Origin of the sequence: Niveibacterium microcysteis (genome assembly GCF_017161445.1) — a bacterium.
Classification (GTDB): Bacteria; Pseudomonadota; Gammaproteobacteria; order Burkholderiales; family Rhodocyclaceae; genus Niveibacterium; species Niveibacterium microcysteis.
This window is the reverse complement of the sequence record NZ_CP071060.1, coordinates 3718883-3732381: the sequence shown is the minus strand read 5'-3', so window position 1 is coordinate 3732381 and position 13499 is coordinate 3718883. Positions and strand designations below refer to the sequence as shown.

Sequence of the window (13499 nt, the reverse complement as noted above, 5' to 3'; positions counted from 1 at the left end):
CCATACCGTACCGTACTGATACGAGCGGCCGGACTTGATCCACTACAGAGCCGCCGAGGAGACAAGCATGAATCTCACCGATCTGCCGCAAACCGGCTTGGCTGCTGCGTTTGCAGCGCAACGCAGCGCGTTTGCGCGCGAGCCGATGCCGGATGCCGCAGCGCGCCGCGCGAATCTGGACCGCCTCGCGCTGCTTCTGAAGAACAATCAGCAGGCCATCTGCGAGGCGATCTGCGCTGATTTCGGCCACCGCTCCCACACCGAGACCCGCCTGATCGAGATCTTCCCGAGCCTCGAAGCGATCCGCTACGCGCGGGCCAAGCTGGCGGGCTGGATGAAGCCCTCGCGGCGGCACACCGGGCTGTGGTTCCTGCCGGGCCGTTCCGAGGTGCGCTATCAGCCGCTCGGCGTGGTGGGCGTGATCGTGCCGTGGAACTATCCGCTCTACCTTGCGATTGGCCCGCTCGTTGGCGCTTTGGCGGCGGGCAATCGCGTGCTGATCAAGATGAGCGAATTCGGGCCGAACTTCGGTGCGCTGTTCGCACGCCTGATCGGCGAGGCCTTTCCGCCGAATCTGGTCAGCGTGGTGCTGGGCGGCGCCGATGTCGCGGCCGAGTTTTCGTCCTTGCCGTTTGATCACTTGCTGTTTACCGGCTCAACACCGGTCGGCCGCATCGTGATGGCTGCCGCAGCGAAGAACCTCACGCCGGTCACGCTGGAGCTTGGTGGCAAGTCGCCGGCCATTGTGGCGCCGGGGTTTGACATCAAGACCGCAGCCCAACGCATCGGCTTTGGCAAGATCATGAACGGCGGCCAGACCTGCATCGCACCGGACTATGTGCTGCTGCCACGCGGGCAGGAAGAAGCATTTGTCGCAGCCATGCGGGCGTTCGCGCAAAAGCTCTACGGCGATGCCGCGTCGCCAGACTACGCGAGCGTTGCGCATGAGCGTCATTACACCCGCTTGCTGGCGCTGCTCGACGAGGCGCGCAGCATGGGGGCGCGGATCGAAGCGCTGCTGCCCGACGGTGCGATCAGCGGCCGCAAGATGGCGCCGGTGGTGTTGCTCGACGGCACGCCCGACATGCGGGTGATGCAGGAAGAGATCTTCGGGCCGATCCTGCCGGTGATCCCTTATGACTCGCTGGATGACGCGATCGCCTACGTCAACGAGCGTGATCGCCCGCTGGCGCTGTATGTGTTCGACGACCAGCGCGGTCGCGTCGAGTCCTTGCTCGATCGCACGGCCTCCGGTGGCGTCACGGTGAACGACTGCATCCTCCATATCGCACAGGACGACATCCCCTTCGGCGGTGTCGGCCCGTCCGGCATGGGGCGCTATCACGGGCCGGAGGGCTTCAAGACCTTCTCGCAGCAGCGCGCGGTGTTCCGGCAGGCTGCGCTCAACGGTTCGGCGATCCTGCACCCCCCCTTCGGCAAACCGCTGGCGGAAAAACTGATCAAGCTGATGTTGCGCTGAGTCAGTTGCGGCACCGCGCTTGTGGAATTCCGTCGGGGCCGCTGGCGTCCAATCACAAGAGTGATCGTGCTTGGACCGGTAGAAACGCAAGGATGGGACTAGGCCTTCGCACCATGAGCATCAACGCATCACGACGTCGTTTCCTGTTTCTAGGGCTCAGCGCCGGCATCGCCACCGCGCTGGGTGTTGCGGGCGCGTGGCCCGATAGTGCCGCGCTGGAAGACGATGCTTACCGCTACGGTTTTCTGACTGCGCAAGACCGCGCGATCCTCGCGGCGCTGGCGCCTGCGATGCTGGCCGGTGCTTGGCCAGTGGATGCCGGGAAGGCGACGGCCGAAACACTGACGCTGCTGCGGGGTATCGATACCGCCCTGATGGGCATGCCGCCGCGGGTGCGCGACGACATGCGCAAGCTGTTCGGCTTGCTTGGTCGCCAGGCGGGCCGCGTGCTTGCGGCCGGCTCAATGGCGGGCTGGGCGCAGGTCGATCCGCAACGTGCCGCCGGCATCATCACGCGCTGGCGTGATCATTCGCTCGCACTGATGCAGCAGGCCTACGGCGGGCTGCACGACCTCACGTTCGGCGTCTGGTACGGCAACCCCGAACACTTCGCGGACTGCGGCTACAGCGGCCCGCCCTCACTGAAGCTGAATCCATGAGCACGCCCCAGCACAACGCGCAGCACAACCAGTTGCCCGATCCGATCGGCGATGCTTTTGCTGGCAAGTGGCGCGACCGGCATATCGACGGCGCAGCGCTCGACAAGGACCTCACGCTGGAGGCCGATGTCGTCATCGTCGGCACCGGCGCGGGTGGCGGCACCACGGCAGAACGGCTCGCGCAAGCCGGGCTGTCGGTGATCCTGCTGGAAGAGGGCGGACTCAAGACCTCGCGTGACTTCCAGCTCGAAGAGCGCTTGTCATATCCGGCGCTGTATCAGGAGTCGGCCGGCCGCAAAACGATGGATCACGGTGTCGGCATCCTGCAGGGGCGCACGGTCGGGGGTTCGACCGTCGTCAACTGGACGACCAGCATCCGTACGCCGGACAACACCCTCAAGCATTGGCGCGAGCAGCATGGACTCGCGGCGTTCACGCCGGAGGCCCTGGCGCCGTGGTTTGAGCGCCGCGAGGAACGTTTGTCGATCGCCAGCTGGCCGACGCAACCGAACCGCCACAACGCCTTGCTGCGGGACGGCGCCTACAAGCTCGCGATCGAACCGGTGACGATCCACCGCAACGTCAAGGGCTGCTGGAACCTGGGCTATTGCGGCATGGGTTGCCCGACCAACGCCAAGCAGTCGATGCTGGTCACGACGATCCCTGCGGCGATGGAGCACGGTGCGCGCTTGCTTTCGCATATGCGGGCTGAGCGACTGGAGCACGCCAATGGCCGTGTCACGGCGCTGCTGGCACATCCAATCAGCACGCAAGGGCAGGTCCGGCGCGAGTACACCGTGCGGCTGCAGGCCAAACATTTCGTGCTGGCCGGTGGCGCAATCGGTACGCCAGCGCTGCTGCTGCGTTCCAACGCGCCGGATCCGCATCGCCACACGGGCGCGCGCACGTTCCTGCATCCGGTGGTGCTGTCGGCCGCGCTGATGCCCGAGCCGGTCGATGCCTTCACCGGCGCGCCGCAGTCGATCTACATCGATGAGTACCTGTGGCCGAAGGATGGCAGCATGGGCTTCAAGCTCGAAGTGCCGCCGATCCACCCGCTGATCGCGTCGGTCGTGATGTCGGACTTTGGTGCCGCGCACCGCCACTACATGCGCCAGATGAATCACTGGTATGTGGCGATCGCGCTGCTGCGCGACGGCTTCCACGAGCAGAGCCAGGGTGGCCGTGTGGTGCTTGATGGCCATGGCGACCCGCAGCTCGACTACCCGCTCACCGACTACATCTGGGCGGGCGCGCGCAAGGCCTTCCATGCAATGGCTGACTTGCAGTACGCCGTTGGTGCGAAAACCGTACTGCCGATTCACCTCGATGCGACTGCGACAACGCGCGCATCCGACGCTCACGCGCAGATCGATGCGCTGAAGCTCGCCACTCGGCGCACCAAGGTTGTCAGTGCGCATGTGATGGGCGGTGCGGCGATGGCGCCGGACGAGAAGGGCGGCGTGGTGCGGCCAGACGGCGTGCATCACCAGCTTGAGAATCTGTCGGTGCACGACGGTTCCATTCTGCCGACCTCGCTTGGCGCGAATCCGCAGCTGACGATCTACGGCATCACCGCAATGCTGAGCGAGCAGCTCGCGCAGCGTCTCGGCAAGGCCTAATCAGGCGGCCGCGCACGTTGGCTGGATGCCGCGTTCGGCAAACACCTCGCGTGCTGCGAAGAGCCCGTTGAGCGCGGCCGGGAAGCCGGCATACACCGCCATCTGCATCAGCACTTCGACGATCTCGTCTGCAGTCAGGCCAACGTTGAGTGAGGCGTGCAGGTGCACCTTCAGCTGCGGGGTGGCGTTGCCCAGCGCGGTAAGCGCGGCGATGGTCGCGATCTCGCGCTCGCGCAGCCCGAGTTGTTCGCGCCGGTAGATGTCGCCGAAGGGAAATTCGATCAGGTAGCGTGCGAAGTCGGGTGCGATGTCGCGCAGGCTGTCGACCACGCGCTCGCCGGCCTCGCCGTCAATCTGTTGAAGGGTCTTCCAGCCTTGCGTGTAACGTTCGCTGTTCATCGTCTGCTCCGGGTGAAGTGGATGGCGGAGAGACCGATTGGGCAATGGCGTCGCGGTACCACGCGAGCTTGTTGTCGAGCGCAGCGAGATTGTCTTGCAGGCTTGCAAGGCGTGCGGCCACTGCGTCGCGGTGCTCACTGAGCAAGTCCAGGCGTTCGACGAGCGTGGCATTCCCGGCGGCGCGCAGCTGTGCATAGCGGCGCATATCGCGGATCGGCACGCCCATCGCGCGAAGGCGCATCAGGAAGGCCAGCCAGGCAACGTCGCGCTGCGCATATTGCCGGCGCCCGCCGGCATCGCGGTGCACCGGTGCCAGCAGACCGGCGCGCTCGTAGTAACGCAGCGTGTGTGCGCTGACACCGAAGTGCTGCGCCATCTGCGCGATCGACAGGAAGCCGTCCATCGGTTTCTCCATGGCCACGAGCATCGAACTTCGAGCGCGCTCTAAGTCAAGCGCTATTGGCCACGCAGGCGCAATGCGATGAGCCCGACCCATTCGTGCAAGGCGTAAAAGCCGCCATAGGCGCTGCTTGCACTCGGCAGCGCGGGCAAGGCTTGCGCCTCGCCGCCGTGCGAGCCGAGGTATGCAGTGGGGGCTGGATACACGGTGAAGCCGGCACGCTCGAATTCGCCGACCGAACGTGGCATGTGCGCCGCGTGCGTGACCAACGCGACTCGGGTGTAGCCCTTCGGCTGCAGTAGTTTTGCGCTGAAGACGGCATTCTCGTGCGTGTCGAGCGATGCACCTTCGACCCAACGCGCCGCGATGCCGAAATCCTCTTTCAGGGTGCGGCGCATCAGCTCCGCCTCAGAGGTGCCGCTGGTTGGAGATCCCCCGCTGACCAACACCGGAAGGCCGGTCTGGCGTGCCAGGCGCGCGCCGTAGCGCACCCGTTCCAGCGTGATGCGATTGACGGTTTCGCCACCCAACTCGGGTGCGTTGCTGCGCCGGCCGCCCGCGAGGATCACGATCGCCTGCGCCTGCTTGAGCTGCGCTGCCGCGATGGGCGGGTCGCGCTCAAGGCCGCGCAGCAACCACGCGACGCTGTCGGGCCAGCACACGAGCAGGCCGACGCCGAGCCCTGCCCACGCGATCCAGCGGCCGGCGCGCGGCCGCCAGATCTGGCACAGCAGGCCGCCCGCGATGATCACCAGCGGAAGCATCGGCGGCAGCAGGAAAATGCCGATCAGCTTCTTGGCGATGAACAGGATGGAGAGTTGTTCCATGGTCGTCGTTGTGGCGAGCGGGGCGGGGCCAGTATTATCGCAGGCGGTGATCGCCGCCACGGCGTAGGATTCACCCCGTTGCCGTGCAGCGGTTCATTGGAGAGCGATCTTGGGTGTGCGTGAAGTCATTCTGGGCGTAGTGGTGCTGTTGTGCCTCTATCTCGCCTATGTCGTCATGCGCCTGTTCCGCGTATCGCGCCCGCAACGACCGGCAGCGCCGATCGAGCCGGAATACGAAACGATCCTCGATACCGTCGAGGATATTGCGCCGACGCCACCGACGACGCCAATCGCACCGGAATCGCTGACCCAGGCTGATCCGGCGCATTCACGCACCGAACGTGAGGCCTTCGACGCACTGGTCGAGCTCGCGCGCCTGCGTTTCCAGATTGAAGCTCTTGAAGCCTCTAACACCGAGCTGCGCGAAGAAGTCGCGAGCCTGCGCGAGACGCTGAGCGCCGAGATTGCGGCCCTGCGTAATGCGCGCAGCGTGTCGCCGCAGTATGGCGAGGCGGTTGTGCTGGCACAGCGCGGCCTCGAAACCGATGCGATCGCCGAACGCTGCGGTATTTCGATTTCGGAAGCCGAACTTGTTGCCGCGCTGGCGCGCGGCGCTCGAACACAGGAGTAGACGCATGGCCCCAGCCCGCCCCGCCGCCCCACCGGAGAACGACGAGCGACGCCAGTTGCTGATGCGCGGCGGGGTTGCTGCTGCCGTGGTCGGGGCGCTGCTGGTTGGCCTCCTGGTTTGGGAACGGACCGCTCAGGAGCCTGCGCCTACCGTTGAGCCGAAGGCGGCCGTGGTGCCGACGCCGGCGCAGATCCGCGCGGCCAGTGGTGACGCTGCGCCGGTTGCGCAATCAGCGGTCATGGTCGAAGCCTCGGCGCCAGTGCCGGCAGCGGTGGTTGAAACGCCCACGCAGAGCGAACCCGCGTCGGCCGATGTTGCAGAAGAAACCCGTGGCGTTGCAGCCCCCGAGCCCGCGCCGGAGCCGGTGCTGCCACACCCCTCGCGCAAGCCGGCAAGCGCTGCGGCGGAAAGCTCGGGTGGCCGTGTGCACCTGCAGGCAGAAGCGACCACCCCGGCGCCGACGCCGCGCCTGGTCGTGCAGACCGAACCTGCCCCCGCCGGCGTGAAACCACCGCCCGGCCGCGCATTTGCACTGCAGGCTGGCGTATTCTCCACTCCGAAGAACGCCGAAGACCTGCGTGCCCGGCTCGAACTGGCGGGCATTCCCGCGCAGCTGGAAACGCGCGTCGTCGTGGGCCCGTTCCGTACCCGCCAGGACGCCGAGCAGGCGCAGAGCAAACTCAAGGCGCTTGGGCTCACGCGCGGGCAACTGGTAACGGTGAAGCAGCCATAACGAATGACACAAGACGGCCGGAATTGGCCGGACAAGGAGAGGGGAAGCATGCAGATCGACAGCCCGAAGTTCGGCCGCATTGAAGTGGCCGACGACAAATTGATCACTTTCCCGGCGGGCCTCCCGGGCTTCGAGGAATGCCGCCGGTTTGCGCTGCTGCACCCCGATGCGGCCCAGCCCCGCGTGTTCTACCTGCAGTCGGTGGAGCAGCCGGATGTGGCCTTTTCGATCGCATCGCCGGATCAATTCGGGCTGCATTATGAATTCAGCCTCAGCGATGCCGAGCTGGCCGCGATTGGCCTGCAGCGCGCCGAAGACGCAGCGGTAATGGTGATCCTGCGCCGCGACGATCCGGACAACGCTGCAAGCCCGCTGCGTGCGATCCTGACTGCGCCGCTGGTGATCAACCTCGGTTCGCAGATGGGGCTGCAGAAGACGATCGCCAACATTGGTTGCGACATCACGCTGCGTTCGGCGGACTGAGTCGCTCAACCCAATCCAGGAGTTTGCTGTGAGCAAGGAAATCATCTCGACCACCAAGGCGCCTGCGGCGATCGGCACCTACTCGCAGGCGGTGAAGGCCGGCAACACGGTTTATCTCTCCGGCCAGATCCCGCTCGATCCGGTGACGATGACGCTGGTGGAAGGCGGCTTCGAGGCGCAGACGGTGCAGATGTTCGAAAACCTCAAGGCGGTTGCCGAGGCGGCAGGCGGTTCGCTCGCCGATGCAGTCAAGCTGACGATCTACCTGACGGACCTGTCGAACTTCGCGACCGTCAATGCCGTGATGTCGCGCTACTTCACCGAGCCCTATCCCGCCCGCGCCGCGGTGGGGGTGAAGGAATTGCCGCGCGGATCGCTGGTTGAAGCCGACGCGATTCTCGTGCTCGGCGCTTGAGGCTGGACGCAACGAACCGGGCCCGCGTTGCGCGGGCCTTCTTGTTTTGAGGGGGCCGCCATGCGCTTCGAAGACGACACTGGCAGTGACAACATCGAAGACCGCCGTGGCGGCGGGGGCGGCGGATTGCCGATCGGCGGTCGCTCGATCGGCGTTGGCACGATCGTGCTCGCGATTGCCGCGTGGTACTTCGGTATCGACCCTTCGGTCGTGCTGAACCTCGCCTCCAATACCCCGGCGCCGCAGCAGCAGCGACATGCCGGGCCGGTGCAGGAATCTGCCAGCGAAGCGCAGGCCCGCAAGTTGGTCAGCGTGGTGCTGCACGACACCGAGAAAACCTGGAGCCGTATCTTTCAGGCCGGCGGCGCCGAATATCCGAAACCCAAGCTGGTGCTGTTCCGCGGCCAAACGCCCACCGCGTGCGGCACCGGCGAAGCCGCGATGGGGCCGTTCTACTGCCCCGGCGATTCGAAGGTCTACATTGACTTGGCTTTCTACGACGAGCTATCGCGGCGTTTCAAGGCGCCGGGCGACTTCGCGCAGGCCTATGTGATCGCGCATGAGGTTGGCCACCATGTGCAGCATGTGCTGGGCATATCGGACAAGATGCGGCAAGCCCAGCAGGGGCGCAGTGCAGCGCAGAAGAACGCGCTATCGGTGCGGCTGGAGCTTCAGGCTGATTGCTTTGCTGGTCTGTGGGCGAAACAAGCGGTTGCATCGGGCAACCTCACGCTCGAACCCGGCGACGTTGAGGAAGCGCTCACCGCCGCCACCGCAATCGGCGACGACACGCTGCAGAAGCAAGCGCGCGGCGTGGTGGTGCCGGAAAGCTTCACGCACGGCTCGTCCGAACAGCGCGTACGCTGGTTCTCGCGCGGACTGGAGCAGGGCGAAATCGCGGCTTGCGATACCTTCAAGGTACGGGAGCTCTAGCCGGCTGCAGCCGTTGTCCGCTAGTCCGCGCGGATGTTTCAGACCGCGACACGCGGACGCAGCCAAGCAGCAAACTGTCCCTTCTTTGCCAGCGCCGGCTTTTCCACGAAGTGCCACGACGCTATGGCTACCAGACCGGTCAGCGGGAGCGAAATGGCGAACATGTGATAGCCATCCAGCTGCGGCCAAAACTGGAAGAGCACTTGCTGCAGCGGGTAACCGTAAATGTAGAGCCCGTAAGACAAGTCAACCGGCCACCGACCGCCAACTGCCGTCGGCAGGCGTATGCGTGCGCACGCCAGCACAGCGGAGGCCAGAGCAATGGGAATGGCGATCGCCTGAATCGCTTTGGGTAGGGGAGCGGCGACTAGTGACGCCAAAAGGCAGGCTGCGACGATCGCTGGCCCCCGCGCGCTGTCTGACAGCGATCCGATAATCGCGCCAGCAATGAAATAGCGTGAGACGCGAGCCAGCGAAAGTGCATGCTCGCTCTGCTCGAGCTGGATGAAGCGCCACGACGCAATTGCGAACGCCACACAAAGCAACGGAATGAATGCACGCGAAAGCAGCTTGCTTCTGCATAGCAGGCCGATCCCAAGCACCAAACCATACATGGTCGCTTCCTTGGGTAGCGTCCATAACGATCCGTTGACGATAGCCGGGTGCGGGTTTGTGAGGAACAGTTGGGGAAGTTCCTCCTCCATCCATAAGAGGGATGCGTTGCCCAGTACGAACCAGCGCAGATGCCAATCGAACAGGTATTCGGTAAGGGAGGCGTGGCTTAGCGCAGGGCCGATCACGAAGGCGCAGAGGCCGACCGAGGCGAGCAGCGCCGGCATGATGCGCAGCATTCGGGCTTCGGCAAATGCGAGCGCGTTGCTGCGTCGTATCCAGCTCTCGGTAATCAGGAAGCCACTGATGGCGAAGAAGATGTTAACGCCGAGAGCGCCGTCGAACGGTGTGCCGGCCAGAGGGTCATTGTGGCCGGCTGAGAGCGAAAACGCATGGAACCAAAGCACCAGCGTTGCCGCGACATGCCGAAGTAGATCGAAATTGTTGTCGACTTCTTTGCCACGAGCCACCAGCCTTGCTCCTTCGCCGCAGTCATGGCGGCCAGGTGATCACAGGCCGCAATCGCTGAATCAAAGCGGTTGAGTTTGCCCGCTATATCGGGTGATGCCAGGCACTATTTCGCGCAACGGCGCGATTGGTTCTGGGGCAAATATCGCATTGGGTCGGTCTAGAATCGCGCGATGCCCAAGGTTCAAGCTCTTTCGTCGACGTCCGACGGTTTTGGTGCCCTGCCCAAACCGCTTGCGAGCCGGCTGAACAAACTAGGCCTCTTTCGCGAGGCCGACCTGGTACTGCACCTGCCGCTTCGCTATGAAGACGAGACACAGGTGTCGCCGATCGCCGGTGCGCCGCTGGGCGTCAGCGTGCAGGTGGAAGGTGTGGTGCTGAGCTGCGAAATCAGCTTCCGCCCGCGCCGCCAGTTGGTCGCGCGGATCGCCGATGAAACCGGCGAACTGACGCTGCGCTTCCTGAACTTCTACCCCAGCCAGCAGAAGCAGTTGGCCGAGGGAACGCGCGTGCGGGTGTTTGGTGAAATCCGCGGCGGCTTCTTCGGCGATGAGATGGTGCATCCCCGGGTGAAGACGGTACGGGAGGGCGAAGCGCTGCCCGCGGCGCTGACCCCCGTTTATCCGACAACTGCAGGCCTTGCACAGAGCGCGCTGCGCAAGCTGATCGATCGCGCGATGAAGCAGGTGTCGCTCGCCGATCTGCTGCCCGAGGGGTTACGCAAATCCCTGCGCTTGCCGGAGTTCGAGCGTTCGGTGCGCGCGTTGCATCATCCGCAGCCCGGCATGTCGATCGCCGCGCTGGAAGACCGCACGCACCCGGCTTGGCGCCGCATCAAGTTCGAGGAGCTGCTTGCGCAACAGCTCTCGTTACGTAAAGCGTATGCCGCACGGCGTGCGCGCCGTGCGCCGGTGTTGCAAGGCAGTGGGGCACTCAGCGGCCCTTTGGTCGCGAGCCTGCCGTTTGCACTGACCGGCGCTCAGCAACGCGCGGTGGACGAGATTGCGCGCGATCTGGCGACGCCACATCCGATGCAGCGCCTGCTGCAAGGCGACGTTGGCTCCGGCAAGACCATCGTCGCCGCGCTCGCCATGCTGCAGGCGGCCGAGGCGGGTTGGCAAGCAGCACTGATGGCGCCGACCGAGATCCTCGCTGAACAGCACTTCCGCAAGCTCGCTGCGTGGCTGACGCCGCTCGGCATCAAGGTGGCGTGGCTCGCCGGCAGCCAGAAGAAGAAGGCACGCGAGGCGGCTTTGGCGATGCTGGCATCGGGCGAAGCCCTGTTGGCTGTCGGCACCCATGCGCTGATCGAAGACCCGGTCGCGTTTCCGAAGCTCGGGCTGGCGGTGGTCGATGAGCAACACCGCTTCGGTGTGCGCCAGCGGCTCGCGCTGCGTGAGAAGTACGAGGGCTCCGACGCGCCCTTGCCGCACATGCTGATGATGAGCGCGACGCCGATCCCGCGCACGCTAGCGATGAGCTTCTACGCGGATCTCGATGTATCGGTTCTCGACGAGTTGCCTCCCGGTCGCACGCCGATCGTCACCAAGCTGGTGGCCGATGCGCGGCGCGACGACGTTGTTGCACGCGTCCGCGACGCCTGCCGCGAGGGGCGGCAGGCCTACTGGGTGTGCCCGTTGATCGAGGAAACCGAGGGTGCTGCAGACGGTGGGGCTGTACGGGGTGGCAAGGGGCGCGACCGCGAGGCGCTTCAGTTGCAGACGGCGGTGGAAACCTGTGAACGCCTGACCGCTGAGCTACCGGAGTTGCGAGTCGGTCTGGTGCATGGGCGCCTGAAGGCGGACGAGAAAGCCGCCGTGATGGACGGCTTCATCCGCAATGAGGTTCAGGTGCTGGTGGCAACCACGGTGATCGAGGTCGGCGTAGACGTGCCGAACGCAAGCCTGATGGTGATCGAGCACGCCGAACGGTTCGGCCTTGCTCAATTGCACCAGTTGCGTGGCCGGGTCGGGCGCGGCGCGGCAGCCTCTGCTTGTATCCTGATCTACAGCCAGCCGTTGTCACAGACGGGCCGAGCGCGGCTGAAGGTCATTTACGAGAATACGGATGGATTTGTCATCGCGCAGGAGGACCTGCGGCTGCGCGGCCCCGGCGAATTCATCGGGGCGCGGCAAAGCGGCAGCGCACTGCTGCGTTATGCGGATCTGGAAATGGATGTCGATCTGGTTGAGGCGGCCCGTTCCGCCGCGGAAGAACTGCTTGCACGCCAGCCGGCCGCAGCGGCGGCGATACTCGATCGCTGGCATGGCGGTCGCAGCGAGTACCTGAAGGCCTGAGCGCAATGACACCAAACAAGGACAGCGCATGCATCCAAACGCACAGTTGATCCATGACTTCTACGGCGCCTTGGCGCGTAAGGATGGCGCCGCGATGGCGGCCTGCTATGCGCCGGATGGCCAGTTCAGCGATCCGGCTTTCGGTGTGCTGAATGCCAGCGAGGTCGGCGCGATGTGGCGAATGCTCACCGCGCGCGCCGCGGATCTGGAGGTCGTACTGAGCCAGGTGCGCGCCGACGATGCGAGTGGTGCCGCCCACTGGGATGCGAGCTACACCTTCAGCAAGACCGGGAGGAAGGTCGTCAACCGGATCGACGCGAGCTTCCGCTTCCGTGACGGCAAGATCGTCCGCCACGAGGACCAGTTCAACCTGTGGCGTTGGGCTGCGATGGCGCTTGGCCCGGCGGGCGCCTTGATGGGCTGGTCGCCGCCGATGCAGCGAGCGATCCGACGGCAAAGCCGGCAGGCGCTTGACGCCTGGATGCAGCGCGAGGCCGGCGTGCGCTGAAGAAGGTTTGCGCGGCACGGAATCCCCCAGACACGGTGCGGCGCAGCATTTGGTACGATTGGCGAACTAAAAAAGAACAAGAGGTTGTTGATGTCGCAAGAAGAGCTTGTCACGCTGCAGGCCAATGGATGGACGGCGCAGGTCTCACCCGAGTGGGGCGGCCGTCTGTTTTCGTGCCGCGCCGAGTTCGATGGTGCCCTGCGTGATGTGCTGGTGCCCGTTCCGCTGGACCTGCCGCGCGAGCAAGCGATCCGCAATGCCGGTTGCTACCCGCTGGTGCCCTTTTCGAACCGCATCGCCCAGGGGCACTTTCGTCACAACGGGAACGAAGTGCGGATGGCGCCACATCCGCTTGGCGCACCGCATGCGATCCACGGTATCGGCTGGGTGCGCCCATGGGACGTCGACGCCGAAAGTGAACGCGCCGTAACGCTGCGACTCGATGTGGCGGCGGGCGAGTGGCCTTGGGCTTTTTCCGCCGAGCAGACGATCACGCTGGACCCGGGCGGCCTCACCGTCTCAATGCTGGTCACCAACCGAAGCAATGCGCCGATGCCCTGCGGCATGGGCTTCCACCCGTACTTCCCGCGCCCGGCGGGCACCCGGCTGCGAGCCCGTGTGCGAAACCACTGGCTCGTCAACGGCGACCGTATTCCGCATGGCTTTGAACGCGCGCTGGGCCGCTTCCCGCTCGACGGAACAAAGGTTCTCAGTACCGGGCTGGATGACGGATTTTCGGGTTGGAACCGTCGTGCGCGGCTGGACTACGCCGACTATTCGATTTCGCTGACGGCGACACCGGGGTTGGACCACTTGGTTGTGTATTCGCCTGAATCGGCGCCACTGGTGTGTGTCGAGCCGGTCAGCCATGTCACGAATGCCGTCAATCTGCCGTCCGCCGCGCGCCATAGTGCTGGCTGGCGCGAGATCGCCCCGGGTGGTTCATGGCTGGAGTCGATGCACCTGTCCGTCCTGCCGCCAAGGCGCTGAGCCAAACGGGCGCAATCGGCGCCTGATCGGGCTGTGGTATAA

Annotated in this window: 15 protein-coding genes; 11 read left to right on the top strand and 4 right to left on the bottom strand. The window is 65.1% G+C overall.

Annotation, left to right across the window (positions count from 1 at the left end; all coding sequences use genetic code 11):
- Nucleotides 1-34: 34 nt before the first annotated feature.
- The 3 genes from JY500_RS16930 (at nt 35) to JY500_RS16920 (ending at nt 3761) form a co-directional block, all read left to right on the top strand.
- Nucleotides 35-1480 (top strand): coniferyl aldehyde dehydrogenase, encoded by a 1446-nt coding sequence (locus JY500_RS16930; RefSeq protein WP_425493185.1) that lies wholly within the window; start codon nt 35-37, stop codon nt 1478-1480.
- 113 nt (nt 1481-1593) lie between these two features.
- Nucleotides 1594-2139, top strand: a complete 546-nt coding sequence (locus JY500_RS16925) for a hypothetical protein (protein ID WP_172196788.1) — start codon at nt 1594-1596, stop codon at nt 2137-2139.
- Nucleotides 2136-3761 carry a GMC family oxidoreductase gene (locus tag JY500_RS16920; RefSeq protein ID WP_206253905.1) on the top strand — a complete coding sequence of 542 codons (1626 nt, stop codon included), beginning with the start codon at nt 2136-2138 and terminating at the stop codon, nt 3759-3761. Before JY500_RS16925 ends, JY500_RS16920 begins: the two co-directional genes overlap by 4 nt.
- On the opposite strand, the gene JY500_RS16915 is transcribed toward JY500_RS16920, so the two are convergent.
- The 3 genes from JY500_RS16915 to JY500_RS16905 are packed head-to-tail and all read right to left on the bottom strand — an operon-like array spanning nt 3762 to nt 5387.
- Nucleotides 3762-4160 (bottom strand): carboxymuconolactone decarboxylase family protein, encoded by a 399-nt coding sequence (locus tag JY500_RS16915; protein WP_172196792.1) that lies wholly within the window; start codon nt 4158-4160, stop codon nt 3762-3764.
- Entirely contained in the window at nt 4111-4563 is a 453-nt protein-coding gene (locus JY500_RS16910) for a MerR family transcriptional regulator (protein ID WP_206253904.1), read from the bottom strand. The genes JY500_RS16915 and JY500_RS16910 overlap by 50 nt, the downstream gene beginning before the upstream one ends.
- Nucleotides 4564-4616: 53 nt before the next feature.
- Nucleotides 4617-5387 carry a YdcF family protein gene (locus JY500_RS16905; protein WP_206253903.1) on the bottom strand — a complete coding sequence of 257 codons (771 nt, stop codon included), beginning with the start codon at nt 5385-5387 and terminating at the stop codon, nt 4617-4619.
- Between the two features lie 115 nt (nt 5388-5502).
- On the opposite strand from JY500_RS16905, the gene JY500_RS16900 reads away from it, so the two are divergent.
- From JY500_RS16900 to ypfJ, 5 genes are read left to right on the top strand one after another with little or no spacing between them, the layout of a single operon-like run.
- Complete coding sequence (locus tag JY500_RS16900) at nt 5503-6018, top strand: DUF2802 domain-containing protein (protein WP_206253902.1); 516 nt, start codon at nt 5503-5505, stop codon at nt 6016-6018.
- 4 nt (nt 6019-6022) lie between these two features.
- Entirely contained in the window at nt 6023-6751 is a 729-nt protein-coding gene (locus tag JY500_RS16895; protein WP_206253901.1) for an SPOR domain-containing protein, read from the top strand.
- 48 nt (nt 6752-6799) lie between these two features.
- Nucleotides 6800-7234 carry a flagellar assembly protein FliW gene (fliW, locus tag JY500_RS16890; protein ID WP_172196802.1) on the top strand — a complete coding sequence of 145 codons (435 nt, stop codon included), beginning with the start codon at nt 6800-6802 and terminating at the stop codon, nt 7232-7234.
- 28 nt (nt 7235-7262) lie between these two features.
- Nucleotides 7263-7649: a RidA family protein gene (locus JY500_RS16885; protein ID WP_206253900.1), complete on the top strand. Its 387-nt coding sequence runs from the start codon at nt 7263-7265 to the stop codon at nt 7647-7649.
- Between the two features lie 60 nt (nt 7650-7709).
- Nucleotides 7710-8582, top strand: coding sequence for a KPN_02809 family neutral zinc metallopeptidase (gene ypfJ, locus JY500_RS16880; protein WP_206253899.1), 873 nt, complete (start codon nt 7710-7712; stop codon nt 8580-8582).
- Nucleotides 8583-8620: 38 nt separating this feature from the next.
- Here ypfJ and JY500_RS16875 read toward each other — a convergent pair whose 3' ends face one another.
- Nucleotides 8621-9664 (bottom strand): acyltransferase family protein, encoded by a 1044-nt coding sequence (locus JY500_RS16875; protein WP_206253898.1) that lies wholly within the window; start codon nt 9662-9664, stop codon nt 8621-8623.
- Between the two features lie 171 nt (nt 9665-9835).
- Between JY500_RS16875 and recG the strand changes: the two genes are divergently transcribed.
- The 3 genes from recG (at nt 9836) to JY500_RS16860 (ending at nt 13457) form a co-directional block, all read left to right on the top strand.
- Entirely contained in the window at nt 9836-11959 is a 2124-nt protein-coding gene (recG, locus tag JY500_RS16870) for an ATP-dependent DNA helicase RecG (protein WP_206253897.1), read from the top strand.
- A gap of 28 nt (nt 11960-11987) precedes the next feature.
- Nucleotides 11988-12467, top strand: a complete 480-nt coding sequence (locus tag JY500_RS16865) for a nuclear transport factor 2 family protein (protein ID WP_206253896.1) — start codon at nt 11988-11990, stop codon at nt 12465-12467.
- A gap of 90 nt (nt 12468-12557) precedes the next feature.
- Nucleotides 12558-13457, top strand: a complete 900-nt coding sequence (locus JY500_RS16860; RefSeq protein ID WP_206253895.1) for an aldose 1-epimerase — start codon at nt 12558-12560, stop codon at nt 13455-13457.
- Nucleotides 13458-13499 lie beyond the last annotated feature (42 nt).